This is a genomic window from Pelagimonas sp. (genome assembly GCF_058892305.1).
Genome location: NZ_JBZXVN010000057.1, coordinates 1 through 23,229, shown reverse-complemented (window position 1 = coordinate 23,229; position 23,229 = coordinate 1). Strand labels below are relative to the sequence as shown.

General features: G+C 56.2%; 28 protein-coding genes. 8 read left to right on the top strand and 20 right to left on the bottom strand.

What is annotated here, in order from left to right; genetic code table 11:
- The first annotated feature begins 42 nt into the window (after positions 1-42).
- Positions 43-762, top strand: a complete 720-nt coding sequence (locus tag AC5EFR_RS20775) for a helix-turn-helix transcriptional regulator (RefSeq protein WP_493577644.1) — start codon at positions 43-45, stop codon at positions 760-762.
- Positions 763-827: 65 nt separating this feature from the next.
- Here AC5EFR_RS20775 and AC5EFR_RS20770 read toward each other — a convergent pair whose 3' ends face one another.
- From AC5EFR_RS20770 to AC5EFR_RS20760, 3 genes are all read right to left on the bottom strand, one after another.
- Positions 828-1,805, bottom strand: coding sequence for an MBL fold metallo-hydrolase (locus AC5EFR_RS20770; RefSeq protein WP_493577643.1), 978 nt, complete (start codon positions 1,803-1,805; stop codon positions 828-830).
- Positions 1,806-1,884: 79 nt separating this feature from the next.
- Positions 1,885-2,442, bottom strand: coding sequence for a 16S rRNA (guanine(966)-N(2))-methyltransferase RsmD (gene rsmD / locus AC5EFR_RS20765; RefSeq protein ID WP_493577642.1), 558 nt, complete (start codon positions 2,440-2,442; stop codon positions 1,885-1,887).
- Positions 2,439-3,644, bottom strand: coding sequence for an NAD(P)/FAD-dependent oxidoreductase (locus AC5EFR_RS20760; RefSeq protein WP_493577641.1), 1,206 nt, complete (start codon positions 3,642-3,644; stop codon positions 2,439-2,441). Before AC5EFR_RS20760 ends, rsmD begins: the two co-directional genes overlap by 4 nt.
- A gap of 77 nt (positions 3,645-3,721) precedes the next feature.
- Here AC5EFR_RS20760 and AC5EFR_RS20755 point away from each other — a divergent pair, with 77 nt between their 5' ends.
- Entirely contained in the window at positions 3,722-4,210 is a 489-nt protein-coding gene (locus tag AC5EFR_RS20755; protein ID WP_493577640.1) for a peroxiredoxin, read from the top strand.
- A gap of 77 nt (positions 4,211-4,287) precedes the next feature.
- Here AC5EFR_RS20755 and AC5EFR_RS20750 read toward each other — a convergent pair whose 3' ends face one another.
- From AC5EFR_RS20750 to AC5EFR_RS20720, 7 genes are all read right to left on the bottom strand, one after another.
- On the bottom strand, positions 4,288-4,602 hold the full coding sequence (locus AC5EFR_RS20750; protein WP_493577639.1) for a 4a-hydroxytetrahydrobiopterin dehydratase: 315 nt from the start codon (positions 4,600-4,602) through the stop codon (positions 4,288-4,290).
- Entirely contained in the window at positions 4,599-5,792 is a 1,194-nt protein-coding gene (locus tag AC5EFR_RS20745) for a GNAT family N-acetyltransferase (protein WP_493577638.1), read from the bottom strand. The genes AC5EFR_RS20750 and AC5EFR_RS20745 overlap by 4 nt, the downstream gene beginning before the upstream one ends.
- A 31-nt stretch (positions 5,793-5,823) precedes the next feature.
- Positions 5,824-6,576 carry a glycerophosphodiester phosphodiesterase family protein gene (locus AC5EFR_RS20740; RefSeq protein WP_493577637.1) on the bottom strand — a complete coding sequence of 251 codons (753 nt, stop codon included), beginning with the start codon at positions 6,574-6,576 and terminating at the stop codon, positions 5,824-5,826.
- Positions 6,573-7,037 (bottom strand): RidA family protein, encoded by a 465-nt coding sequence (locus tag AC5EFR_RS20735; RefSeq protein WP_493577636.1) that lies wholly within the window; start codon positions 7,035-7,037, stop codon positions 6,573-6,575. The genes AC5EFR_RS20740 and AC5EFR_RS20735 overlap by 4 nt, the downstream gene beginning before the upstream one ends.
- 94 nt (positions 7,038-7,131) lie before the next feature.
- Positions 7,132-7,350, bottom strand: coding sequence for a DUF6500 family protein (locus AC5EFR_RS20730; protein ID WP_493577635.1), 219 nt, complete (start codon positions 7,348-7,350; stop codon positions 7,132-7,134).
- The gene (locus tag AC5EFR_RS20725) at positions 7,350-8,654 is read right to left on the bottom strand and encodes an HlyD family type I secretion periplasmic adaptor subunit (RefSeq protein WP_493577634.1); all 1,305 of its coding nucleotides are present in this window, start codon (positions 8,652-8,654) and stop codon (positions 7,350-7,352) included. The genes AC5EFR_RS20730 and AC5EFR_RS20725 overlap by 1 nt, the downstream gene beginning before the upstream one ends.
- Positions 8,651-10,384: a type I secretion system permease/ATPase gene (locus tag AC5EFR_RS20720; protein ID WP_493577633.1), complete on the bottom strand. Its 1,734-nt coding sequence runs from the start codon at positions 10,382-10,384 to the stop codon at positions 8,651-8,653. The genes AC5EFR_RS20725 and AC5EFR_RS20720 overlap by 4 nt, the downstream gene beginning before the upstream one ends.
- 201 nt (positions 10,385-10,585) lie before the next feature.
- Here AC5EFR_RS20720 and AC5EFR_RS20715 point away from each other — a divergent pair, with 201 nt between their 5' ends.
- A complete protein-coding gene (locus AC5EFR_RS20715) occupies positions 10,586-11,314 on the top strand; it encodes an MlaA family lipoprotein (RefSeq protein ID WP_493577632.1) in 729 nt (242 codons plus the stop codon).
- 2 nt (positions 11,315-11,316) lie between these two features.
- Complete coding sequence (locus tag AC5EFR_RS20710) at positions 11,317-11,913, top strand: MlaC/ttg2D family ABC transporter substrate-binding protein (protein WP_493577631.1); 597 nt, start codon at positions 11,317-11,319, stop codon at positions 11,911-11,913.
- 87 nt (positions 11,914-12,000) lie between these two features.
- On the opposite strand, the gene AC5EFR_RS20705 is transcribed toward AC5EFR_RS20710, so the two are convergent.
- Positions 12,001-12,744 (bottom strand): lysophospholipid acyltransferase family protein, encoded by a 744-nt coding sequence (locus AC5EFR_RS20705; protein WP_493577630.1) that lies wholly within the window; start codon positions 12,742-12,744, stop codon positions 12,001-12,003.
- Between the two features lie 190 nt (positions 12,745-12,934).
- Positions 12,935-15,121, bottom strand: a complete 2,187-nt coding sequence (locus AC5EFR_RS20700) for a transglycosylase domain-containing protein (RefSeq protein ID WP_493577629.1) — start codon at positions 15,119-15,121, stop codon at positions 12,935-12,937.
- 294 nt (positions 15,122-15,415) lie between these two features.
- Between AC5EFR_RS20700 and AC5EFR_RS20695 the strand changes: the two genes are divergently transcribed.
- The 3 genes from AC5EFR_RS20695 (at position 15,416) to AC5EFR_RS20685 (ending at position 17,601) form a co-directional block, all read left to right on the top strand.
- Positions 15,416-15,754 (top strand): P-II family nitrogen regulator, encoded by a 339-nt coding sequence (locus AC5EFR_RS20695; protein ID WP_299923205.1) that lies wholly within the window; start codon positions 15,416-15,418, stop codon positions 15,752-15,754.
- A 44-nt stretch (positions 15,755-15,798) separates the two neighbouring features.
- Positions 15,799-17,121, top strand: a complete 1,323-nt coding sequence (locus tag AC5EFR_RS20690; RefSeq protein ID WP_493577628.1) for an ammonium transporter — start codon at positions 15,799-15,801, stop codon at positions 17,119-17,121.
- Between the two features lie 273 nt (positions 17,122-17,394).
- Positions 17,395-17,601 (top strand): cold-shock protein, encoded by a 207-nt coding sequence (locus AC5EFR_RS20685; RefSeq protein WP_097805225.1) that lies wholly within the window; start codon positions 17,395-17,397, stop codon positions 17,599-17,601.
- 155 nt (positions 17,602-17,756) lie between these two features.
- Here AC5EFR_RS20685 and AC5EFR_RS20680 read toward each other — a convergent pair whose 3' ends face one another.
- The 4 genes from AC5EFR_RS20680 to pgsA are packed head-to-tail and all read right to left on the bottom strand — an operon-like array spanning position 17,757 to position 19,932.
- Positions 17,757-18,524 carry a FadR/GntR family transcriptional regulator gene (locus tag AC5EFR_RS20680; protein WP_493577627.1) on the bottom strand — a complete coding sequence of 256 codons (768 nt, stop codon included), beginning with the start codon at positions 18,522-18,524 and terminating at the stop codon, positions 17,757-17,759.
- A gap of 51 nt (positions 18,525-18,575) precedes the next feature.
- The gene (locus AC5EFR_RS20675) at positions 18,576-19,016 is read right to left on the bottom strand and encodes a molybdenum cofactor biosynthesis protein MoaE (protein WP_493577626.1); all 441 of its coding nucleotides are present in this window, start codon (positions 19,014-19,016) and stop codon (positions 18,576-18,578) included.
- A gap of 3 nt (positions 19,017-19,019) precedes the next feature.
- Complete coding sequence (gene moaD / locus AC5EFR_RS20670; protein WP_493577625.1) at positions 19,020-19,265, bottom strand: molybdopterin converting factor subunit 1; 246 nt, start codon at positions 19,263-19,265, stop codon at positions 19,020-19,022.
- Position 19,266: 1 nt separating this feature from the next.
- Positions 19,267-19,932 (bottom strand): CDP-diacylglycerol--glycerol-3-phosphate 3-phosphatidyltransferase, encoded by a 666-nt coding sequence (gene pgsA, locus AC5EFR_RS20665; RefSeq protein WP_493577624.1) that lies wholly within the window; start codon positions 19,930-19,932, stop codon positions 19,267-19,269.
- Between the two features lie 79 nt (positions 19,933-20,011).
- On the opposite strand from pgsA, the gene AC5EFR_RS20660 reads away from it, so the two are divergent.
- A complete protein-coding gene (locus AC5EFR_RS20660; RefSeq protein WP_493577623.1) occupies positions 20,012-20,431 on the top strand; it encodes an META domain-containing protein in 420 nt (139 codons plus the stop codon).
- Between the two features lie 92 nt (positions 20,432-20,523).
- On the opposite strand, the gene recO is transcribed toward AC5EFR_RS20660, so the two are convergent.
- The 4 genes from recO to era are packed head-to-tail and all read right to left on the bottom strand — an operon-like array spanning position 20,524 to position 22,909.
- Positions 20,524-21,255, bottom strand: coding sequence for a DNA repair protein RecO (recO, locus tag AC5EFR_RS20655; protein WP_493577622.1), 732 nt, complete (start codon positions 21,253-21,255; stop codon positions 20,524-20,526).
- Between the two features lie 45 nt (positions 21,256-21,300).
- Positions 21,301-21,678, bottom strand: a complete 378-nt coding sequence (locus AC5EFR_RS20650; protein ID WP_493577621.1) for a hypothetical protein — start codon at positions 21,676-21,678, stop codon at positions 21,301-21,303.
- The gene (locus AC5EFR_RS20645) at positions 21,675-22,004 is read right to left on the bottom strand and encodes a DUF1491 family protein (RefSeq protein ID WP_493577620.1); all 330 of its coding nucleotides are present in this window, start codon (positions 22,002-22,004) and stop codon (positions 21,675-21,677) included. Before AC5EFR_RS20645 ends, AC5EFR_RS20650 begins: the two co-directional genes overlap by 4 nt.
- Positions 22,001-22,909: a GTPase Era gene (era, locus tag AC5EFR_RS20640; RefSeq protein WP_493577619.1), complete on the bottom strand. Its 909-nt coding sequence runs from the start codon at positions 22,907-22,909 to the stop codon at positions 22,001-22,003. Before era ends, AC5EFR_RS20645 begins: the two co-directional genes overlap by 4 nt.
- Between the last annotated feature and the right edge of the window lie 320 nt (positions 22,910-23,229).

The following is a 23,229-nucleotide window of genomic DNA, read 5'->3' as shown; positions in this document are numbered from 1 at the left end:
AATAGTGCCAAAATATGGCATCATTTGTGCTATGCTTGCAAAATGACTGTTCGACTTAGACATGATGCCATCGTGCGAAGCCTCCGCCGCAACGGAACCTCAACCATTGATAAGTTGGCGGAGGAAGTCGGCGCGTCGCGCCGCACGGTGCTGCGCGATATCAGCGCTCTTCGGGATGAGGGCTTTGTCATTCACTCTGATGTGGGGCGTGGCGGCGGCCTACAGCTTGACCCACTTTCGATGCAAACCACCGCTCGGCTTTCGGTGCCCGAAGTTTTTGCTCTGTTGATCAGCGTTGCCGCGATGCGGGCGGCGGGAAACCTGCCCTTCTCTGACCTTGCGGATACAGGGTTGGCCAAGATCGAAAAGGCTTTGCCGCGCGAGAAGGTGAGAGATTTGCGCTCTTTCCTTGCCTGTCTCCATATTGGCAAGCTTTCGCCGCTACAAGACCTGTCAGATGTCGGAAAAATGGATTCCGAGCTTTTGACTGTTTTTGAGATTTGCTTTTTGAAGCAGCACTACATTCACTTTGAATATCGCGACGCAAAGGGCCGCAAGACCAAGCGAGAGGTCGAGCCTCAAGCCATGCTGATCTTGCCGCCGCTTTGGTATCTCGTCGCGTGGGATCCGACACGCGATGATTTTCGCCATTTTCGGATGGATCGGATAAGCAACCCTGTGGCGGTGGACACACGCAGCTTTCGCCGCCGTCATGTGCCTTTCGAAGATGACGTATGCCCTTACAGCGATCTGGCTCCCTGACGTCCTTTTAACAAAGGCATATGGCGGTGCTTAAGTCGCACTCCAAGAGCTGGAGTAGACTTGGGTCACCATTTCCAAAGTGCGGGCACAAACCGATAGGCTTCGCCGTCTTTCATCACGTTGCCCACGCCCGGAAATGGGAAGTGGTAGCCAAGAACCGCGATGTCATCGGCAACGGCCATATCAAGCAACCGGCGGCGGGTGGCGGCGGTTTGGTCGCCGTCCATGTCAAAGCCGTTGACCCAATCGGGATGGGCAAAGTTCATCCAAGCGTGGTTCATCGCGTCGCCCACAGCCATCAATTGCTGGCCATCCGATTCAACCACCACGGCCATATGCCCGGGTGTGTGGCCCGGCGTGTCGATGACGCGGATGCCCGGAGCGATCTCGCCGTCATTGGACATAAGCTGCCATTCGGCCCCGTCGACATTGATCGAGTTCTGTGCCCCAACGATGAATTGCTGGGCCTCAGGCGGGGCAGAGGCGAGCAGGTCGTCTTGCATCCAATGGGTGTGTTCAGTGCCGCCGATGAAATATTGCGCGTCGGGAATGATCGCCTCGTCGAAATCATCGCGCACGCCCCAGATGTGATCGGGGTGGGCGTGGGTGATGACGACATGGGTGATGGTGCTGGCGTCGATCCCGGCGGATTCGAGATTGCCCATCAAACGCCCGGCGGTATCAAGAAACCGATCCCCAGAGCCGACATCAACGAGGACTTTGGCATCGCCTAGCTCGATTAAAAGGTGGTTTGTGTGGCTGTAATTCGTTGTCGTGGACAGGAAATGCGCCTTGAGAAAGGCTTGAACCTCGGCCGGGTCGGCGTTGACACCAAGCCCGTTGGTCGGGGTGGCAAGATGCCCGTCGGAGACAACGGTCAGTTTGGCTTGCCCAAGGGTGAAGCTAAAATGACTGGGGTTTGGCGTGGCCGGCGCGCCAAGATTTGCCCGCGCGATGGACGGCGCAAAAGCGGGCAGGGTGAGCGCAGGCATAGCGGCGGCCATGCTAAGGATGTCGCGGCGGGTCGGGCGAAAAACGGACATGGAGCCTCCATCATGCATTAATTTGAATGTGATGATACGATGTCAGGCCGAAAAATCCAGTCGCGTTTTTGACCTGCGGCTATTGGGCCTCAAGAAAGGTAATCCATGTGTCGCCGTAGCGTTTGTGATCGAGAAGGTCAAAACCGTCTGGGGCCTCTTGGGCGCTACTTTCTTCCCAAACAATCAAAGCCCCGGAGGCGATCCAACCGGTTTGATGCGCGGTCAAAAGAGCTTTTTCGCCCAACTCTTTGCCATAGGGCGGATCAAGAAAAATCAGCTGGCAGGCGGTGTCGGCTTGGGGCAAGCGGGTGGCATCGCGGCTGATGAGCTTGGTCTCGGCTTTGCAGCCCAGCGTCGCGATGTTGTCGCGAATCAGCTTCCCCGCCGCGCGACCATCATCGACAAAGGCGACATGCGTCGCCCCGCGCGATAGTGCTTCTAGCCCCAGCGCACCGGTGCCGGCAAAAAGGTCGAGGACATGCACATCCTCAATTGGCTCGCCAAACCGTCCGCCACTGAGCGTGTTGAACAGGCTTTCACGCACCCGGTCGGTGGTTGGACGCAAATGCGCCCCGGCGTCGCCTTTGCCCACCGAGGCGAGCCTGCGACCGCGAAACTCTCCGGCGATGATCCTCATGCCTTCAGCAGGGCCTTGAGGTCGGTTTCCGGATCGGCCACAGCATCCGGGGCGGGGGATTTTCCAGCCTCGATCAGACGTTTACCGACCATATAACCGCGCGGGTCATTCATGGCATCCACCGCCAAAAGCGTGTCACCGGCGTAGTACCAATGTGACCGTGCGCCGTTGTTGTCGCGCACAACCACGCGGTCATAGCCAGTGTTCAGCCCGGCGATTTGCAGTTTCACATCGTATTGATCGGACCAGAACCATGGCTTGGCGGTGTAGATCCGTGCGCCACCCATGATGTTGTCGGCGACCAACTCGGCCATGTCGACGGCATTGCCGACGCTTTCAAGGCGCATTTGCCCATCGGTACCCGGATAGGAGGCGCAATCCCCGGCGGCCCAAATACTTGGGTCGGATGTTTGTCCCAAGGCATTGGTCTTGATACCGTTGTCGAGCGCGAGACCGGCGGCTTCGGCCAATTCGCTTCCCGGTGTGATACCGACACCGACGATAACGAAATCCACCTCAAGCGAGCTGCCGTCGGTGAGGTCCGCTCCGCTCACGTGGCCGTCGCCGGTGAGTTTAACCAAACCACAGCCTTCGCGCAGATCAACCCCGTGTGATTTGTGCAAGTCACGGAAATAGGACGAGGTTTCAGGCGCGGCGACACGTTGCAAAATCCGCTCTGCGGCTTCGACTAAGGTGACTTTGAGGCCGAGTTTGGCGGCAACCGCTGCGGCCTCGAGCCCAATATACCCGCCGCCGACGATCAAAACCCGCGCGCCTTTGGTGCACCGTGGGGCCATGTCAGCGACATCCGCCAAGGTGCGCACTACGCTGACGCCAGCAAGGTCGCCGCCAATTGCAGCCGGCAGACGACGCGGTTCAGAACCGGTGCACAACACCAGATGGTCATAGGGTACGGTCTTGTCTTCGGCGGTAACAGTCTTAGACGTGCGATCAACGCTATCGACCCGAATTCCGGTGCGCAGGTCGATGTTATTGTCCGAATAAAAACTCTCGGGGCGTAAAAACAACCGCTCTAGCGCCATATCGCCAAGAAGGTAGGCTTTGGACAACGGCGGCCGTTGATAGGGGGGCTGCGGTTCATCTCCAAAAACGGTGATGTCACCCTCAAACCCTTGGCCACGGAGCCGCGCCACCAGAGATGCCGCCGCTTGTCCGGCCCCGATCACAACAACCTTGGTCATTTTTTCATCCTTGCCTTTGCTTGCTGGCAACCTATCGTTTTCAAGGGACGAAACGCAATCGCAAGGATGAAACGATTATGACGATTTCCGTTGGGGATAGGCTGCCAGAGGCACAACTTGGTCGGATGGGGGGCGAGGGCCCAGAGTTATTGGCGCTAAGTAGCCTCACCAAAGGGCGCAAAGTTGTGATCTTTGGGCTTCCGGGGGCGTTTTCTCGCACCTGTTCAGCCTCGCATTTACCAAGCTTTATGCGGTGCGCGCAGGCGTTTGCCGAAAAAGGTGTTGAAGAGATCATTTGCTTGTCGGTCAACGATCCCTTTGTGATGGCCGCCTGGAATGAGGCCAGCGGAGCAAGCGAGGCGGGTGTGACCCTGCTTGCTGATGCCGGTAGTGAATTTACCAAGGCGATAGATATGGCGTTTACTGTCCCTGAGATCGGGTTTTACGATCGTTCGCAACGCTATGCGATGCTGGTCGAAGATGGGGTCGTGAAGGTATTTCAAACCGAAGAGAAACCCGGCGTCTGCGAGTTAACTGTTGGTGAAACGCTGTTGGAAGCGATCTAGTGGCAAGGCTGGGCGCGCTCAAAATCCATGCATGGATTTTGTAAATTCCGTGCACGGAATTTGGGTGTGGTCCCTTGTTAGGTGGTGTGTGGTTCCTGTCCGGCGAGACAGTCCATTTTACGGGCCAATTTGGCGTCCAAAGCTGACAGGCCATCCACATCGTGGGTGGTCAATTTGACATCCACGGTTTTGTAAACATTGCACCATTCCGGGTGGTGGTTCCATTTCTCAGCATACATAGCGACGCGGGTCATCCAGCCGAAAGCCTCAGTGAAATCTTTGAAAATGAACCGTTTCGTCAAGGCATCGCGCCCCTCGACCATCGCCCAACCATTGGACAACAACGGGTCAAGCACGGTTTTGCGCGCCGTATCAGATAGTCGTTCACTCATTCCTGTTCCTCCCGTACTTCACGACGAAATGGACCATATGACGTGAGGATTTCGATATCCTCATCAATGGCGGCGCGCTCGGCTTCTAGATAACGTGCCACGGCTTCCGAAAAGCCGGGATTGGCCAGCCAGTGCAACGAATGCGTCGCGACCGGCAAGTAGCCGCGCGCCAGTTTGTGCTCCCCTTGCGCCCCGGCTTCAACACGTTCCAATCCCTGCGCGATGGCGAAATCGATAGCCTGATAATAGCACGCTTCGAAGTGCAGGCAGGGATGATCTTCGACACAGCCCCAATAGCGGCCAAAAAGCGCCGCGCGTCCAATGAAATTCAGCGCCCCAGCAACGGGTCGCCCATCGCGGGAACAAAGAACTAGCGCGATGTCGTCACGCAAATCCTCATGCGCAATGTCAAAAAAGTCGCGTGTCAGATAGGGGGTGCCCCATTTTCGCGACCCGGTGTCTTGGTAGAACTGCCAAAACGCGTCCCAATGCTGTGGTTGTATCTGATCGCCGGTCAGGGTTTCAATTTGGCCACCAAACCCATGGGCGCGGGCACGTTCCTTGCGGATATTTTTGCGTTTGCGCGACGAGAGATTGCCCAGAAAGGCGTCGAAATCGGCGTAATTGTCATTCACCCAATGAAATTGTTGGCTGGTCCGGCGCAACAGGCCCATTTCAGCCCCGGCAATCGCTTCGGCTTCGGTGCAAAAAGTAATGTGAAGCGAGGAGAGTTCATTGTTCGCACCAAATTGAACCGCGCCTTGAATCAAGGCTGACATACCGGCCGCCTCGTATCCGGGACGGGTTAGGAACCGCCGTCCCGTTGCAGGGGTGAAGGGCACGGCGATCTGTAGTTTTGGGTAGTAACTGCCACCGGCTTGTTCAAGCGCGTGTGCCCAATTGTGGTCAAAGATGTACTCGCCCTGACTGTGGCTTTTGGCAAAAAGCGGTGCGACAGCAATCGCCAAACCGTTTTGTTCGGCCACCAAATACCGCGGATCCCAACCGGTGCCGCGTCCAACCGACCCGCTGTCTTCGAGCGCTTTGAGAAAACGATAGGTGGTAAAGGGATCGTTGGGACGGCCGTCTTGGGCCTCGGGACAGGCACAGGCATCCCAATCTGACGCCGCGATTTGATCAAGCGACGTCAAAATAGTGATGGTGATTGTGCCGCTGTCGCCCTGATCCATGCCGTTCAATTTGGCATGTTTATACCGCTGTTCAAGCGGTGTAGCCCTCAAAGGTCACATTATCTGCCACTTTTCGCGCCTCTGCCTCTTGTTGTGCAGAACGAACGGTCCAGCACAGGATTGGAAACCCCGCCTCATGACGTTTTGTGACGTGGCGTGATCCGAGATCATCGACGTTATGGCTGATGAAACAGGCTCCGACACGGTCGACATCTGGTAGGCTGCGCAGTTCCTCCAAGCGCTCTTGTTTAACGGTCTGCCAATCATCCCGATTGAAGCTGCAAGTGGTCAATCCACGCGGGCGATCCGGGGCCACTTGCGCCAATTCGGCGACCATATGCGGGTTAAACGACATCAGCGCGACGTCACCGGAATATCCCTCAAGCGCTTTTGCGGTTGCCCTTTCAAGCGCTCCGTCACCGCTGCCAAGCCCACCCTCTTGATCCTTGAGTTCGATCAAAAGCGGAACTTGCCCGGCAACGAGATTAAGTACCTCGGGCAGGGTTGGCACGGTCTCATCACCACCCAAAAGCGTGATCTGCGCCAACTCCTCGGAACTACGCAGTTGCACGGGGCCGGGTTGCCCCACAAGCCGCCGCATATCGTAGTCATGAAAAACGATGGCCTGTTTGTCGCGCGATAACTGCAGGTCAATCTCGATTGGATATCCAGACACCATCGCCGCACGAATGGCGGCACGCGAGTTTTCAGGCCGACCGTGATCAAGATCGTGCAGTCCACGGTGGGCGATGGGGCGGCTTAGAAGGCTATCGGGCAGCATCATGCGATTTCGAAAATGCCTTCGATCTCAACCGCTACGTTGAAAGGGAGGGCCGCAGCCGACACGGCTGATCGCGAATGACGCCCGGCATCTCCCAAAACCTCGACCATCAGGTCAGAAGCCCCATTGATCACCTTAGGTTGGTCGGTGAAATCAGCGGGAGAATTCACAAAGCCGGTCAACTTGATCACCCGTTTAAGCCGTGTCAGATCGCCGTCACAAGCAGCTCGAACCTGCGCCAAAAGGCTTAACGCACAGGCTTTGGCGGCGTCGGCCCCTTGCTCAACTGTGAGGTCAGCCCCGACTTTGCCCGTGATAAATCCGTCCGGCCCCATGCTGATTTGACCCGAGACAAACAGCTGATTTCCCGTCTGAACGTAGGGCACGTAGTTTGCCGCCGGAGCAGGCGCATCAGGCAGGCTCAGTCCAAGCTCTGCAAGGCGCGATTCGATTGCATTTGTCATAGTGCGTTTCCTTCCCGTTTGGACGGGACGCTAGTTGTGCATTTGAGAAATGAAAAGGGGCCAGTCGCCGACTAAAGCAAATCGAAATTGCCGATTACTTGTCCGCTGCAATCAGGTCCCGTACTTTGATCGCTTTTTCAAAGTGATCCAGTTTGTGACGCTTGATCCACCATTCAGCGGCCTCCATCAACATGTCCGGATCGTCATTCTTGTTTGCAAAGAACGCGTAGAAGGACAGGCCAACCCCGTCCCCCTTTTTCGCGATTTTTGCATCGCAAATGGCGATGGCCTTTTTCCGCAAGGAGTCCCGCATCAGCTTTCCCGGAATGCTTTGGCGAAATAATCGGTGAAAGGTTTCACAAGGTAAGCCAGCGGAGTGCGGTCTGCGGTTCGGATAAACGCTTCGACCGGCATACCCGGGATAAGCGTCGACCCTGAGGGTAGACGATCTATTTCGCCCTCATTGAGCACGATTTCAGCCCGATAATAGCGTATGCGCGACGTTTGATCTTCGAAGGCGTCGGCCGAAATTTGCACAACGCTACCAAAGAGTTCTGGTGTCTCTCGCTGATCAAGGGACGAAAAGCGCAATGACACTTCTTGGTCGACAAAGAGCTGATCAATGTGGATTGGTTCCACCTGCGCAGCGATCACAAGCGGGCGATCTTGGGGAACAAGATACAAGACAGGATCAGCCGGGCGAATGACGGATCGGGGCGTGAATACCGTCAGGCCATAAACGACCCCCGAAACCGGGGCAGTGATGTCCAGCCGGCTTAGACGTTCACGCAGGGCGCGGCGTTGTTCGGCAAGTTCACGTTCGCGAAACTGGAGGTCGCGAAGCGTTGTAATCGCCTCTTCGCGCCGCTGGTTTTCAAGGCTTAGAATTTGGATGTCGATTTCCGTGATCCGCCCTTCGGCCTGTGCCTTTTGCGCTGTCAACTCTCCAACCTGACCGGCAATTCGGGCCTGTTCACGTTGCAGTGATAGAACACGGCTCGCTTGTGCCAAGCCCTTATCCAACAACTCCTGTTGATCGGCCAGTTCTTGTTCAATTAGGTTTAGCTGGGTCGCAAGGGCGGCTTTCTGGGCATTTATCCCGACGACTTGATCGGAAATTTGATCTTTGCGTTTTCCCAGCTGTTCAACCTCACGCTCAGCAGTATCTTGCCGGGCCGCAAACAGGTTGCGTTGACCCGTCACCAAGTCTTGAACTTCCGGGTTTGTTTCCGCTTCGGTGAGGATTTCGGTGTCAAAAACGATCTCATCGTTTTTATCGCGTTCGGCCACCAATCGGGCGCGGCGCGCGCCAAGTTCAAAAAACTGCCCATCGGCAATGGCCAATTCCGAGTTGATCAAGGTCGGATCAAGTCGCAACAAGACATCGCCGGTTTTAACCGTATCCCCTTCGTCAACAAGGATGTCCTGAACAATGCCGCCGTCGATATGCTGAACAATCTGACGGTTTTGATCGACCTCGATAGACCCACTGGCGATAATGGCCCCGGAAATATTTGTCGTGGCGGCCCAGGTCCCGAACCCGCCCAGCAAAATAGCCAGTGCAATCAGGCCCAAAACCATAGGGAAGCGCATCGAATAGCTTGCGTGCTTGCTCATCTCACACCTCCCGGATTGGGGCTTGTCTGAATCTGTTCATGGTTTTTCACCATCTGTCGCAGCACTTCGTCTTTGGGGCCAAAGGCGGCGCGCGTGCCGTTTTCAATCATCAACAACAAGTCACATTCCTTAATGGCGGCGGGGCGGTGTGCCATGATGAGCACCGATTTCCCGTTTTCCTTGAACGCTTTGATGGCCTTGTTCACGGCTTCAGAGCCCTCGTTGTCGAGGTTCGAATTTGGTTCATCCAAGACCAAAAGCACCGGGTCCCCATACATTGCACGGGCAAGGCCGATGCGCTGCATCTGCCCACCGGACAAGCGGCCCCCGGCCGCGGTGACGCGGGTGTCATAGCCATCGGGCAGTTTCAGGATCATCTCGTGTGCGTCGGCTTTCTTGGCCGCAGCGACAACTTTTTCGGCGTCCGGTTGTTGTGACAAGCGCGCAATGTTTTCGGCAATGGTGCCATCAAATAGGGTCACACGTTGTGGTAGATAGCCAATATGTTGACCAAGAACATCGGCCCCATATTGATCAATTGACGCTCCATCGAGGCGGATTTTACCGCCAGCGGGGCGCCAAATTCCGGTTAGGGCACGCGCCAGCGTTGATTTACCCGATCCAGACGGGCCGATGACGCCGACGGCCTGACCGGGTTCAAGGTTGAAGGATACCAATCGTAGCGACGCCTGCTGTTCGCCTGGGGGGACTACGGTGATCTGTTGAACCTCGAGTTTCGCGCGAGGGCGCGGCAATTGAGTGCGTTCCGGTTCAGGCGGGATTTCACTGAGCAACTGGGTTAGGTTTTCCCACCCTTTTCGCGCCCGTTCCACGGCGGCCCATTGGCCAATCGCCAGTTCGATCGGGGCCAAAGCCCGTCCCATCAGGATAGAGCCGGCGATCATGGCACCGGGAGTAAGCTCACCCAAAAGCACCAGATAGGCACCAAGGCCAAGCATCGCGGATTGCAACAATAGGCGGAAGGATTTGGTTAGGGTCGAGAACAAGCCAGTCAGGTCTGAGCTGCCGATCTGACCCGAGAGAGCCTGACCGCGTGCCATCATCCAGCGGGTAAAGGCGTTGCCGCGCATCCCCAAAGCCTGCACCATTTCGGCTTCGGATTGAATTTGTTCGGCCGATTTTTCCGCAACCATCACCGCCATGTTGGACTTCAGGGTTGGAGTGCGCGTGACCATTTGGTTCACGACCGTAACGATGATCAGAAAGCCACCACCGGCAAGCGCCAAATAGCCGAGCCAAGGGTGGAAAACCATAATGCCGAGGATGAAAAACGGCGTCATCGGAATATCGAACAGCGCCAAAGTCACGGGTGAGGCCATCAGCCGTTGGATGGATTCCAAATCCTTGAGACCGGTTTGCGAGAGAGAATCGGGTTTGATCGCGGCGCGTCGCACAACCGCATCGAACACCCGTAAGTCCAAGGCTGATTGAAAGCGCGCCGCAACGCGCCCCATCACCCGCCCTCGGACAAAATCCAGGATGCCCATCATGCTGTATAAAAAGATCACCAATACGGACAGCGCGATCAGAGTGGCTTCGGATCGAGAGCCAAGGACGCGGTCATAGACCTGCATCATATACATAGGCCCAGTTAACATGAGGACGTTGACGCAGATGCTGAAAATCGCGACGAACCAGTAATACGGTCGACTTTGCCGCCGCGCGGCCAGTAATTCATCGCGGCCTGGCTTTGTTTGAGATGCGCTCATATGGTAGAATCTACTTCGTTTATTCGGGTTTAGCCTGTCGGGCCTTTAAATCATTTTAGGCGGCATGTCGCCAATGTGCCACATGACAGTTGAAACAGGGTGACTGCATTGGGTCTTATGACAAAACTTACTAAGTAGCCTTTTATGGAAGCTTGTCGGCTTCCCCAAGATTTTTGAAGGGATTTGACGCGGATGGGTCTGATGCGTGCGTCTTTGGCCACTCTTGCCATGGTGTTGGCAGCTGCTTGCAGCAACACTGTGCCTACGGGAGAGGCTTTTGATCCCTATGAAGAGCAGAATCGCAAAATGCATGCGTTTAATGCGAAGTTCGACAGCTCAGCTGTGCGAGGGGCCGGGAACGGCTATACGAAAATTGTCCCCGAACCGGTTCAAGACAATATTGCGAACTTTGCTGATACTGTGTCGTTGCCGCAAACCGTTGTGAACCAAGTTTTGCAAGGGCGGATTGTACGCGCAACCAAAAACACGCTTCGGTTTGGAATCAACGCAACGCTGGGTATTGCCGGACTGGCCGATGTCGCTTCGGATTTCGGTTTGGAAAAAGATGAAACGGATTTTGGTGAAACGCTTTCTGTATGGGGCGTGCCCGAAGGGGCCTATATCGTTTTGCCGTTCTTAGGCCCCTCAACGGACCGTGATACGGCTGGAATGGTGGTCGATTTGTTCACCAACCCGCTAGATTACATTGTGCCAGCGCCGGAGAAATACTTGGGAACTGCGGCAAAGATCGCCGAGGAGGTTGGTGATCGCGGTCGCTATTCGGATACATACGATTCTGTGATCCACGACAGCGCTGACTCCTATTCTCAGGTAAAACTCATATATCTGCAGAATCGTCGCTACGAGTTGGGTGAAGCGCCTCCTGAGGATGACATTGACCCGCTGGCGCTGGATACAGAAGGATTTTGACTATGATGCACTCTATGACCCGCCGGTCCTTTGTGTTGGGCACTGTGGCCGTCACGTCTCTGCCCGCCCAAGCTTTTGCGTTGAACGAAGGCCAAGCGCGTGGTTTGGTTGATGGGTTGGTTGGAGAGATCAACCGCGTCATCGATTCCGGCAAGTCTGAAAAAACGATGATTAAAGATTTCGAGAAGATCTTTAAGAAATACGCGGACCTGCCATATGTCGCGGCCTACGCGATGGGGGCCGATGGCCGCCGTGCGAGCAAATCGCAAAAAAAGGCGTTTACCAAGGCCTTTACCGGGTACATGTCGCGCAAATACGGGCGCCGATTCCGGGAGTTTGTCGGTGGGCGTTTGGAAGTGTCCAAGGTGCGCAAGGTCAAGAATTACTATGAAGTGACAACGATTGCCTATCTGCGGGGGGAATCGCCGTTTGATGTGTCGTTCCATGTTTCGGATCGTTCGGGCAAGAACCTGTTTTTCAACATGTTCATCGAAGGTGTGAACCTTTTGTTGACAGAGCGGGCCGAAGTCGGCGCGATGTTGGACAAGCGCCGTGGCGACATTGATGCGATGATTGGTGACTTGAAAAAGGCCGGTTAACCGGAGCAGGCGGGAGGGGCGTTGCCCCTCTTGGCCTTTGGCCAATTCACCCCGGGATATTTGGGGAAAGAAGAAGATCGCCGCAGGCTAGAATATGGTTTTTTCGCCGGTGGCGGCGTCATAACTGGCGGCCATAGCGTGGCGCAGGACAGAGACGTTTTCGTCCGTGCCTAGGTTTGGGTCTGGTTCGATCTGATCGAGAATGTCGATGGTGATCGTACCGGCCTTGGGCAAGAACGCCCCGCGCGGCAGCAGCTTGTCAGACCCAATGATGACAAACGGGCGAACGGCGCGATCTGTGGCCTGAGCAATCAACACAGCACCGGGTTTGAATGCGGGTAGGCCGGGTGTACGGGCGCGGGTCCCTTCGACGAACAAGATAGGGGAGCGGCGGCGCGGCATGTCGGCCACCGCCTCGGTCAAGGATTCTAGCGCATGACGGCCGTTTTCGCGGTCAATCTCAAGAAGGCCTGCGCCCTGAAACCCGCGTTTCAACAAGGCGGCGCGGCACAATTCCTTTTTGGCCCCAAAGGTCACCCATTTTTCATCCGGGATGACATGTAACATGCAAAATCCGTCCAAGTGGCTGCGATGATTGACGGCGATGACGCTGTTTTCATCCTCGGCCAATGTGCGAATGGCGGCCTCGCTGATCTCAACTTTGACATCAAGGAACCACAATAACCAAGAACAGCTGCGCGAGACTGTGCGCCAGAACCAGCCGCGAAACCCGCGTCGTTTGCCACAGATCGCCGGGACAAAGGCCACAAAGAGGAAGATCAGAGGCCCGACAAAAACCAAAGCGATGCGTTTCAATAGTCGCAAGAACATATTAGGCCCTTTTCGGTTTGGGTGGTGTCCCAGCTCGGCCTGACCTGATACAACTGTCGACCTTCCCGAGGTCTAGGTTCTATGAGCCATCTCAGCGGTGCAAAGGCAAGCCCGAACAGGGCGGGCTTGGCGTTCATTGGTATAGCGATGTGTCGCGGCCCCATGTCGTGACCCGAAGTTTCAGCCGAGATCAGTTGCCGCCAAGAATATCGCGCAGCACCTGATTGAGGATGGAATCGCGGACCTTTTTGTTGGGTCGGCTGTCGTCGCGGCGATTGTCGACCTGAGGCGCGGGTTGCGGCTCTGGCTCTGGGGCAGGGGCGACTGGGGCCTGTGCGGGCAATGGTGTGATCGGAAGGCCATCGTGGACCCGAACCATGACTTCGCGCCAGATTTCAGCAGGCAGACCGCCACCGGTCACCCCCGAAAGCGGGGTGTTGTCATCATAACCCATCCAGACCCCGGCGACATAGTCGGCAGTAAACCCAACAAACCAAGCATCACGGGCCTCTTGGCTGGTGCCGGTTTTGCCTGCGGCGGGACGGTTGCCCAAACGGGCGCGCGCGCCGGTGCCTTCTGACACGACCTTTTCCATCATCCAGATCAATTCACCAGCAGCGCGGGGTTGGATCACCCGTTCGCCAATACCGCCGCCCGCACCCATCAAAGGCGTGTCATCCCCGCGTAGGCGCAGTTCGGTTAGCCCATATGGTGTCACCGAAGAGCCGCCATTCAAAATACCGGCATAGGCCCCGGTCATCTCAAGCAGGGTCGCCTCGGAGGTGCCGAGGGCCATGGCTGGGGTGTTTTGAAGATCGCGGTGAATGCCAAAATCGCGCGCAACCCGCATCACCAATTCGCGTCCGACGGATTCGGAGATTTTGACCGCTGGGATGTTCAAGGAATGCTTGAGCGCATCGGTTAAGGTCACCCGACCTTTGAATTTTTTGGTGTAGTTCTTGGGACACCATTCGCCGGAACCGGGGATGTTCATGCAAAAGGGTTCGTCCAGCACGGTGTCGAGCGGGCCATACCCCAGCTCAAGCGCTGTGGCGTAGATAAAGGGTTTGAAGGCTGACCCGGTTTGACGCACGGCCTGAGACGCGCGGTTGAACAAGCCCGATGCATCGGTATCGCGCCCACCAATCATCGCCCGCACCGCGCCATCGGCGGACATCACCACAACGGCGACCTCGGCCTTAGACCCTTTGCGGACCTTTTCGGCAAAGACCTGTTCGACCGCTGCGGCGGTTGCGGCCTGAAGGCGTGGATCAAGCGTTGTGCGGATCAGAACGTCTTCGGTGGTGTCGCGCGTGAAGAATTCAGGCCCGGACCGCATCACCCAATCGGCAAAATAGCCGCCCGCCGACATCGTCGCCTCGGCGGCCAATGTCGCCGGGTTGCGTTGATAGTGGCGGGTTTCCTCATCGCTCAACAGCCCCTGTTCGTTCATCAGGCGCAAAACCGTCGCGGCGCGGTCTTGGCTACGTTTCAGGTTGGCCGTGGGGGCCATGCGGGTTGGCGCAGTGAGCAGACCAGCAATCATCGCTGATTCTGCTGGGGTCAATACAGCGGCGGTTTTGTTGAAATACCGCTTGGCGGCGGCTTCGGCCCCGTAGGCCCCACCACCCATATAGGCGCGGTTCATATAGATCGAGAGGATCTCGTTTTTGGTGTATTTGCTCTCCATCGCCATCGCATAGATCGCTTCTTTGATCTTGCGTGACAGCGACCCGCGGCGGCAATCGGCGACATATTCGGCTTCGTTTTTCCAGTCGGCCGGATCAAAGACCACACCAAGACAGAGCAGTTTCGCGGTCTGCTGGGTTAAGGTTGACCCGCCGTGACCCGACAGCGGCCCACGTCCTTCGCTCATATTAATGCGCACCGCACTGGCAACGCCGCGCGGGCTAATGCCGAAATGGCTATAGAAACGTTTGTCTTCGGTGGCGACAATGGCGTTGCGCAAATGCGGGGAAACGGTTTCGGCGTTGACGGCACCCCCATATTGATCACCGCGACGCGCATAGACCGCGCCGTCACGATCTAACAGTGTCACCGACCCGCGCGCGCGCCCATCCACCAATTCGGACACATCCGGCAAACCGCTTCGCACATAAAAGACCGCTGTGCCGATCACCATGGCCATCACCAGGGAGGCAAAAACCGTGGTCCGCCAAACCAGCCGCCAGATCCAGCGAAAAATCCCGATAAAGAAGGCCGCGATTGGATTGCGTTTACGAACCGCTTTGCGTTTCGCCGGTTTACGACGAGGGGCCGGTTTTTTGGCCGCTGGTTTCTTTTTCTTGGTCGTGGTGGGGCGCCTATAGCGCTTGTCAGCCACAAGCTTGCCCGGCTTACGTCCTGAGGTACTCATCAATTCTGCCCGCCTGATTGGGCCCATCGGGGCCTGTTCGCGTTTTGCTTTTGCGCGATTCTATCTGGTTCTTAACGGAATGTTGACCACCCGAAATTGCCATTTGCACTTTTTGTTCAGATTAAAAATTAGGCATTAACCCAACTTTGCGCAAAAAATGTGCGCTAATGCTGGTTTTTTGCCCGTTTTTGCGGCCCAAAGCTTCAAAACGCGCCGCCCTCAGGCTTTTTCTGCAGATGCGAAATACGCGAGGGGTGCTGGGACGCGACCCCGGTGAGACGAAAGGGACATACGGTGAAACTGATCATTGCAACGATCAAGCCATTCAAGCTCGAAGAGGTGCGCGAAGCGCTGACCGATATCGGCGTGCGCGGCATGATGGTAACGGAAATCAAGGGCTTTGGCTCTCAGTCCGGCCATACCGAAATCTATCGCGGCGCAGAATACGCCGTCAACTTTGTACCCAAGATCAAACTGGAGATCGTCGTTTCGGCCTCCATGGCGGATCAAGTGGTCGAAACCATCAAATCCACTGCTCAGACAGGCAAGATCGGCGACGGCAAGATCTTTGTTCTCGATGTGGCACAGGCCGTGCGCGTGCGTACCGGCGAAACAGATGCGGACGCGCTTTAACGCGCTTCGCCAAGATCTCTCCTGATAGTCAAGGGACGAAAAGAATGACAAATTTCAAAACACTCGCTGCGGCGGCTGTTCTGCTCGCGGTGCCTAGCCTAGGCATGGCCCAAGAGGCAGACGTGACGCCCCCCAACTCCGAAGTTGGGTTCATCTTTACCACCTTCATGTTTCTGGTCGCTGGTTTTCTGGTGTTCTGGATGGCGGCTGGTTTTGCCATGCTCGAAGCGGGCCTCGTACGGTCCAAGAACGTTACGATGCAGCTGACCAAAAACATCGCGCTGTTCTCGCTTGCTGCGATTGCTTACTATGTTGTTGGCTACAACCTGATGTACCCAGGCGACGGTTGGTCCGTTGATGGTATCATTGGTGCCTTCTCATTGGCCGCGCTTGAGCCAGTTGGCCTCGCCGGTGCTGAGCCTGATTTGACTTACGCCTCGGTTGGTTCGGACTTCTTCTTCCAGCTGATGTTCTGTGCGACCACGGCTTCGATCGTGTCGGGCACCTTGGCCGAACGTATCAAACTGTGGCCCTTCCTTGCCTTTGTGATCGTTCTGACCGCGTTCATCTACCCAATCCAAGCCTCTTGGAAATGGGGCGGTGGTTTCCTTGACGCCGGTGGTTTCCAGGATTTCGCTGGTTCGACTGTTGTACACTCGGTTGGTGGCTGGGCGGCTCTCGCTGGTGCACTGATCCTTGGTCCGCGTATCGGCAAATACAAAGAAGGTCGCACCATTCCATTCATGGGGTCGAACCTGCCATTGGCAACTCTGGGTACGTTCATCCTGTGGCTCGGTTGGTTTGGTTTCAACGGCGGTTCGCAGCTGTATATGGACACAGCCGGCAACGTTGCTGACATCTCGCGCATCTTCTCCAACACCAATACTGCCGCCGCTGGTGGTGCCGTTGCAGCCCTTCTGCTCACCCAAGCTCTGTACAAAAAGGTCGACCTGACCATGGTACTGAACGGTGCGCTGGCTGGTCTGGTGTCTATCACAGCCGAGCCGCTGACCCCAACATTGGGTCAAGCCACTCTGATCGGTGCCGTTGGTGGTGTGATCGTGGTCTTCGCGGTTCCAATGCTCGACAAGCTGAAAATCGACGACGTTGTTGGTGCGATCCCTGTTCACCTTCTGGCCGGTATCTGGGGCACCATCGCGGTTGTGTTCACCAATGACGCGGCTTCACTTGGTCAGCAGCTCTACTCGATCGTTGTTGTCGGTGCCTTCACCTTCGCGGTTAGCTTTGTAGTCTGGTACATCCTGAAACTGACCGTTGGTATCCGGGTTGGCGAAGAAGAAGAGATCACTGGTCTCGACATGGCCGAACTGGGCATGGAAGCCTACCCTGAGTTCTCCAAGAGCTAATTCTTGAAAACCAGTAAAAACTGAAAAGTCCGGGTGGAAACGCCCGGGCTTTGTGCATTTTTGGTGGGCAGGTCGGCGAAAAGTCACCACAAATGCCCGTCTTTGGTGAAAATTGACAGATTCTCCTTTCCTTTTTGGCCCGCAGCCCCTAGCTCCGTGGTGCGACGTTACTTCTTTCGGCTTCTTTGCTCTTTGTGGCTCAGTTCTCGATACATGACTGACATTGCCGCGCTGCCAAGTTTCTTGGGCAGATAACTTATAGGAGAAGATCAAATGGCCAATGGCACCGTAAAATGGTTCAACACAACTAAAGGCTTCGGCTTCATCGCACCGGACGGCGGCGGCAAGGACGTGTTCGTACACATCTCTGCTGTTGAACGTGCTGGTCTGACCGGCCTGTCCGACAACCAGAAAGTGACTTTCGACATCGAGCCCGGCCGTGACGGCCGTGAGAGCGCGTCGAACATCGCTCTGGCATAAGCCAGTGGCCCTAACGGGCGCTAGTTGAGACATTCTAAAGGGCTCACCGATTTCGGTGGGCCCTTTTCTATTGAGGGACTGAGCTCTCGGCTGGGCACCCAAAAGTTTTGCAAAACTTTTGAAAATTCCGTGCACGGAATTTGGGTGCGTCTAGGTCAACGGTTGTGTTCCCGTTCCAAGCGTTGCTTGGCGATGACCTCGTGCTGTTCGGTCTTGCGATTGGATTCCAGTGATTCTTCGACAAAGCTTAGATGGTCTTGCACGGCTTTACGGGCTTCGGCCGGGTCGCGCGCCTGTAGGGCGTCGTTGATCCGTTTGTGCTGCTCCAAAAGCTGATCACGGGTGGTGCGTTGGCGGAACATGATAGTGCGGTTGTAAAACACCCCTTCACGCAGCAGCTGATACATCGACCGCATCATATGCAGCATGATCACGTTGTGGCTGGCCTCGATAATGGCGAGGTGAAAGTCGGCATCCAGATGCGCTTCGTCCGCCGGATTGCGTTTGGAATGCACGGCGCACATTTTGTCATAGATTTTCTGGATCACTTCCAGATCGGTGTCTGACCCGTGTTTGGCGGCACGCTCGGCCGCCAGCCCTTCCATGTCGCGACGAAAGGACAGGTAGTCAAACACCGCTTCGTCGTGATTGGCGAAGAGTTGGGTCAATGCTTCGGAAAAAGCAGATCCCAAAAACTCGGTCACGAAAATCCCGGCACCGGCTTTGGTTTCGACAAGGCCGCGATCCTGCAATGTGGCAATCGCCTCACGCAAACTTGGCCGCGATACACCCATCCGTTCCGAAAGCTCCCGTTCCGAAGGCAGCCGTTCACCGGGGCGTAAAATGCCGCGTAGAATCAGCAATTCAATCTGATCAATGACAGCTGAGGAAAGTTTTTCGGGTTTAACGGGGGCAAAAGGCATGGGGCGCTCGTCTTGAATTGGTAAGATGAGCTTACCTACGCCACGCGCAAATTACCAGCGATCCAGCGCGGCCTCGTCTTCATCCTTGGCCGCGACCCAACCGGCGTCTTGTGCGGTGTGTTCTTTCTTCCAGAACGGCGCGCGGGATTTCAGATAATCCATCAGGTATTCAGCAGCCTCAAACGCGTCTTTGCGATGACGCGCCGCCGTCGCGACCATCATGATTTTTTCGCCCGCGCCCATGCGGCCATAACGGTGAATCACCAAGGCATCGCCAAGCGACCAGCGGTCAACCGCCTCGGCGGCGATCTTCTCTAGCGCTTTTTCGGTCATGCCGGGGTAATGTTCGATCTCCATGACATCAAGACCACCGGCAATGTCGCGCACGATCCCGGCAAAGGTCACGATCGCACCCATGTCGTGGCGGCCATCGGCAAAGGCCTCGGCCTCTTTGCCATAGTCAAAAGGGGTTTCTTGGACCACAACACGCATGGCTTAGCCCCCGGTCATCGGTGGGAAAAACGCCACTTCGCGCACGCCTTCCAAGGGGGCGTCAAATTCCGAGAGCTCTTGATCCAAAGCAACACGCAGGGCGGTCAGATCGGCAAAGGCGGCGTCGTAACGCTCTTCTCGGCCGCGCAATTCGGCAATCAGGTCGTTGACGGTGGCGGCCGTGGTTTCGATTTTCTCTTTGGGAACGCCAATGCGTTCGCGCACCCAGGCGAAATACAAAACGTCCATCTCAACCATCCTCTTTCAACAGCGGTACCGCCTTGCGGAAGTAATCGGCCCCGGTGATCAGGGTCAGAGCCGCCGCAATCCAGAGTAGGCCAACCCCAATAGTCCCCGACCAAATCATGCCAGTGTATTTCCAACGCAGGCCAAGCACGTCTTCTTCGGTCCCATCTAGTATCGACTGAAATAGCGCCTGATCCATGCCGATGGCAGACATACCAAGGTAGTGTTCAAACACGCCTTGCGCAAAAAGGACGGCAATGGCGACCATTTGGGCGGTTGTTTTCCATTTCGCCAATTTGGTCACTTTGAGGGTTCCGGCCACGTCACCTAGATATTCCCGCAAGCCAGAAACAAAAACTTCGCGGAACAAAATGAAGGTGGCGGGCAGGACAAGCCATGGCGACATCGACGAATAGCCAACAATCACCATCAATGCGATAACCACCATGGCCTTGTCGGCAATTGGGTCTAGCATGGCACCTAGTTTGGTTTCCTGCTTCCATGTGCGGGCCAGATGGCCGTCAAACCAATCGGTTACAGCCGCCGAAACAAACAGGATCAGAGCAGCCCAATCCGCAAAGGGGCGCGAAAAATAGAGGAACATCAGCGCGAGCGCTGGGGCGGCGACAAGGCGCAAGGCCGTCAGTATATTTGGTATCGTCCAGGTCATTACGCCCTTCCTATCGTGGATTGCAGGGCAGCGAAAGAGAGCTTAGGCCGCTTGTCCAATGGGTCGCGGCATCACATGTATGACAAAAGCACAGGGGTTAAAGATGCGCAGGTTTGGAATTGGGTTGATTTTGGTGCTTGCTGGTTGCACCGGAGACGAGGGCGTGCGGGCGTTTGGAGCGGCGGATATGGCTTGGACTTTGAAAAGTATCGATGGGACCGCCTTTGGTGCCAGAGCGACGCTGGAATTCCCCGAGGCAGGGCAGGTCATCGGAATGGGGCCTTGTAATCGTTGGTCAGCGTCCCAGTCTGCGCCTTACCCTTGGTTCAAGTTAGGCCCAATCAGATCGACACGCCGGGCGTGCCCCGACATGGACGCCGAGCAACGCTTTTTCATGGCCTTAGAGGATATGACCATTTCGGAAGTGTCCGGAAATGTTTTGGTGTTAAGCAATGACGCCGGGCGTGAGATGGTTTTTCAGGGCAAAGCGATTGAGTAGAGGGGCAAGGCGTCCCAACATTCTCTGAATGTTGTCGGCTTCTGTCAGCCCGGGGTGTTGAGGAACAGAAAAACCCTTTGGTCGGGTTCTGGTCAAGGGCGGGTCATAAGTTCCACACGGTCGACAAACGCGGCGCGTGCTGTTGGCAAAGGTTTGTCAGATAGGCTCACGGCGAGGTGGTTTTCGATGAAATGCCCTGTGGTTTTCAAAGCCGTGAGAATTTCGAGTTCGTCGCGCGGGCTATCGCCCAGCATAACGGGGGGCAAGGGGAGTAGCTTGTCGACCCATTCACCGGCACCCGAAGCCGTTACCGCGCGACCGGTGCGCGGCGAAATATAGGCGAGATGATCATTGGCTCCGGTCACAGCGCAGGCATTGAGATCAAGCCCAAAGCCCATCTGTTCCAAGAGGGTCATTTCCCAGCGCAAATACGCCAGAGGCCAGATGTCGGTCTGGCCGAGCAGGTCTAGTAAGTCTTCGGTCTGTTTATAGAGGGCGGGGTAGGGGGCGCGATCGGGGAGGCAATACCCCAAAAGCGCAACAACCGCGTTGAGACCGGCGAGGGCAAGCCGATCCGCCATCGCCACCGCCGCCCGTGAGCGCAATGGCTCAACCGTATAGATGCCAAGCTGATCTTCGAGCCGGGCACGCCAGCTTAGGTCAAGCTGCCCGCCGGGTTGCAGATGAGGGGTATGTTTTCGCGATACACCCCCGCGCAACACGCCGGCATGGCGCCCATGATTGGGGGTGAAGGCATCCAAAATCAACGAAGTCTCGCCATGTTTTCGGGTGCCAAGCAAGATGCCAGTATCGCGCCATTCCATTGCTATATCGTGACGCCTGTTGTGCTTGGATACAAGAGGTCGGCGCTAGCTGTTGCGCCAGATGGCTCGGGCCAGCACCGTGAGGGCAAGCCCCTGTGCCAAAGCACCTAGCAGTAGGCCTTCGACCGGGGTGGCGTAGCCTTGATAGACCCCGCCAACCATGGCGATCAGGATGATGAGGGTAAAAGCGAAGACGTGTAGAGTACGCGCCGCGGATATCGGTGCCTCAAGTACGCGCATGACAAGGAGGGACAAAAGCGCCGTCACCGTTGGGAAAAAGCCTAGCATCATGACGTTTTGCAAAAGCGGGGAGCCGGGCAGGGCATAGGCCGCCAAAGCCGCCCCGGCGTAGAAACTTAGGACCGTCGCGAATAGCCCGCCCACAACAAAAGACAGGCGCGGGTTGAGCAACAGATACATCATGCCAGCCCCTCCTCATCCAAAAGGTGGCGTCCCATTCGGTCTTCGACTTCAATCACCCAGAGATCGGGATCAAACCCGCGCTGTTTGGCGATGCTGTTGTCGACGTCGGCTTCGGGGCCAGAGGCCAGTTCGGCCCAAACCCGCTCGCCGCTCATCAAATCGAAGCTGCGGGTAAAGGCGCAGGCGCTTCCGTCAAGTGTGTTGAGCTTGATCAGAACCGACCCGGCGGTGTCGTCCCCATGGGACACAACAAACGCCGGGATGTCCTGAAAGCGCAGTCGCGCCAGATAGGCATCCACCCAAAACCGGGCAGTCAGTCGTGTCATTTGTTGCCGTCTTTGAAATTCAAACCCATTTCCGAATAGCGCTCGGCCTCATCAAGCCACTTTTCTCGGACTTTGACCTGAAGGAAGAGGTGGATGCGACGACCAAGAAACTCTTCAAGCTCTTCGCGGGCGGCTTTGGAGATCGCCTTGATCGATTCACCTTTGTTGCCAAGGATGATTCCCTTGTGCCCATCGCGTGCCACATAGACCACCTGATCAACACGGGCCGAGCCGTCTTTGCGCTCCTGCCAGCTCTCGGTTTCAACGGTAAGCTGGTAGGGCAATTCTTGGTGGAGGCGCAGAGTGAGCTTTTCACGGGTCATTTCGGCGGCAATCATCCGCATTGGGAGATCGGCAATCTGATCCTCGGGGTACAACCATGGCCCTTCGGGAAGTTGACCGGCAAGCCATGTGCGCAGCGCCTCGACACCGTGACCCTTTTCAGCAGAGATCATAAACGTCTCGGCAAAATCGTAGCGTTCGTTAAGATCCTTAGAAAGCGCCAGAAGGACTTCGGCTTTGACCCGGTCAATCTTGTTGATTGCCAAGGCAATGCGCCGGCCTTTGCCAATGTCCTCAAGCCCTTCAAGAATGCGTTTGACGCCATCGGTCACGCCGCGATGGGCTTCGATCAGCAACACGACAATGTCCGCATCTGCCGCGCCACCCCAAGCCGCGGCCACCATGGCGCGATCCAAACGGCGTTTGGGTTGGAAAAGGCCGGGGGTGTCCACAAAGACCAGCTGGCTCTCACCTTCAATGGCCACGCCACGAATGCGGGCGCGCGTGGTTTGCACCTTATGTGTCACGATCGAGACCTTGGCCCCCACCATACGATTGGTCAGGGTGGATTTGCCCGCGTTGGGCTCTCCGATCAGGGCAACGAATCCGGCGCGCGTGGTCATGGCTTATGAGTACTCCGTAAAAGCAGACGCTGTGGGATAGCCTAAGTCCGCGCTTTTGCAAAGGCGGCAGAGTCGCGACCTCAGGGCTTACATATATATGACCGCAAAAATCGGCGCATGTATCGGGGCGGCATAGAAGGTGTCAGGGGAGAATCTCACTTGGCGACTCAATTGTGGACTTGCGCGGGCTGCGATTCCGGTAGGTTTGTGGATAGTTTTGTGGGTAACTCTGTGTGTGCCTCAATATTTGGTAAACGCAGGCCTTCTGGCCAACTGGATTTGAGCTGCCTTAGCAAGCCAAAATGAACCAGCTTCAGAAA

What these genes read in the sequence shown, in the direction of transcription:
- AC5EFR_RS20705 (WP_493577630.1), bottom strand. Translation starts at nt 12,744, where the DNA reads ATGTTCTTGCGACTATTGAAACGCATCGCTTTGGTTTTTGTCGGGCCT.
- AC5EFR_RS20675 (WP_493577626.1), bottom strand. Translation starts at nt 19,016, where the DNA reads ATGCGTGTTGTGGTCCAAGAAACCCCTTTTGACTATGGCAAAGAGGCC.
- AC5EFR_RS20760 (WP_493577641.1), bottom strand. Translation starts at nt 3,644, where the DNA reads ATGACCAAGGTTGTTGTGATCGGGGCCGGACAAGCGGCGGCATCTCTG.
- recO (WP_493577622.1), bottom strand. Translation starts at nt 21,255, where the DNA reads ATGGAATGGCGCGATACTGGCATCTTGCTTGGCACCCGAAAACATGGC.
- AC5EFR_RS20680 (WP_493577627.1), bottom strand. Translation starts at nt 18,524, where the DNA reads ATGCCTTTTGCCCCCGTTAAACCCGAAAAACTTTCCTCAGCTGTCATT.
- AC5EFR_RS20725 (WP_493577634.1), bottom strand. Translation starts at nt 8,654, where the DNA reads ATGAGCAAGCACGCAAGCTATTCGATGCGCTTCCCTATGGTTTTGGGC.
- AC5EFR_RS20720 (WP_493577633.1), bottom strand. Translation starts at nt 10,384, where the DNA reads ATGAGCGCATCTCAAACAAAGCCAGGCCGCGATGAATTACTGGCCGCG.
- AC5EFR_RS20700 (WP_493577629.1), bottom strand. Translation starts at nt 15,121, where the DNA reads ATGAGTACCTCAGGACGTAAGCCGGGCAAGCTTGTGGCTGACAAGCGC.
- AC5EFR_RS20750 (WP_493577639.1), bottom strand. Translation starts at nt 4,602, where the DNA reads ATGAGTGAACGACTATCTGATACGGCGCGCAAAACCGTGCTTGACCCG.
- AC5EFR_RS20730 (WP_493577635.1), bottom strand. Translation starts at nt 7,350, where the DNA reads ATGCGGGACTCCTTGCGGAAAAAGGCCATCGCCATTTGCGATGCAAAA.
- AC5EFR_RS20645 (WP_493577620.1), bottom strand. Translation starts at nt 22,004, where the DNA reads ATGACACGACTGACTGCCCGGTTTTGGGTGGATGCCTATCTGGCGCGA.
- rsmD (WP_493577642.1), bottom strand. Translation starts at nt 2,442, where the DNA reads ATGAGGATCATCGCCGGAGAGTTTCGCGGTCGCAGGCTCGCCTCGGTG.
- AC5EFR_RS20775 (WP_493577644.1), top strand. Translation starts at nt 43, where the DNA reads ATGACTGTTCGACTTAGACATGATGCCATCGTGCGAAGCCTCCGCCGC.
- AC5EFR_RS20755 (WP_493577640.1), top strand. Translation starts at nt 3,722, where the DNA reads ATGACGATTTCCGTTGGGGATAGGCTGCCAGAGGCACAACTTGGTCGG.
- AC5EFR_RS20715 (WP_493577632.1), top strand. Translation starts at nt 10,586, where the DNA reads ATGCGTGCGTCTTTGGCCACTCTTGCCATGGTGTTGGCAGCTGCTTGC.
- moaD (WP_493577625.1), bottom strand. Translation starts at nt 19,265, where the DNA reads ATGGACGTTTTGTATTTCGCCTGGGTGCGCGAACGCATTGGCGTTCCC.
- AC5EFR_RS20710 (WP_493577631.1), top strand. Translation starts at nt 11,317, where the DNA reads ATGATGCACTCTATGACCCGCCGGTCCTTTGTGTTGGGCACTGTGGCC.
- AC5EFR_RS20735 (WP_493577636.1), bottom strand. Translation starts at nt 7,037, where the DNA reads ATGACAAATGCAATCGAATCGCGCCTTGCAGAGCTTGGACTGAGCCTG.
- AC5EFR_RS20685 (WP_097805225.1), top strand. Translation starts at nt 17,395, where the DNA reads ATGGCCAATGGCACCGTAAAATGGTTCAACACAACTAAAGGCTTCGGC.
- era (WP_493577619.1), bottom strand. Translation starts at nt 22,909, where the DNA reads ATGACCACGCGCGCCGGATTCGTTGCCCTGATCGGAGAGCCCAACGCG.
- AC5EFR_RS20690 (WP_493577628.1), top strand. Translation starts at nt 15,799, where the DNA reads ATGACAAATTTCAAAACACTCGCTGCGGCGGCTGTTCTGCTCGCGGTG.
- AC5EFR_RS20740 (WP_493577637.1), bottom strand. Translation starts at nt 6,576, where the DNA reads ATGATGCTGCCCGATAGCCTTCTAAGCCGCCCCATCGCCCACCGTGGA.
- pgsA (WP_493577624.1), bottom strand. Translation starts at nt 19,932, where the DNA reads ATGACCTGGACGATACCAAATATACTGACGGCCTTGCGCCTTGTCGCC.
- AC5EFR_RS20660 (WP_493577623.1), top strand. Translation starts at nt 20,012, where the DNA reads ATGACAAAAGCACAGGGGTTAAAGATGCGCAGGTTTGGAATTGGGTTG.
- AC5EFR_RS20770 (WP_493577643.1), bottom strand. Translation starts at nt 1,805, where the DNA reads ATGTCCGTTTTTCGCCCGACCCGCCGCGACATCCTTAGCATGGCCGCC.
- AC5EFR_RS20745 (WP_493577638.1), bottom strand. Translation starts at nt 5,792, where the DNA reads ATGGATCAGGGCGACAGCGGCACAATCACCATCACTATTTTGACGTCG.
- AC5EFR_RS20650 (WP_493577621.1), bottom strand. Translation starts at nt 21,678, where the DNA reads ATGATGTATCTGTTGCTCAACCCGCGCCTGTCTTTTGTTGTGGGCGGG.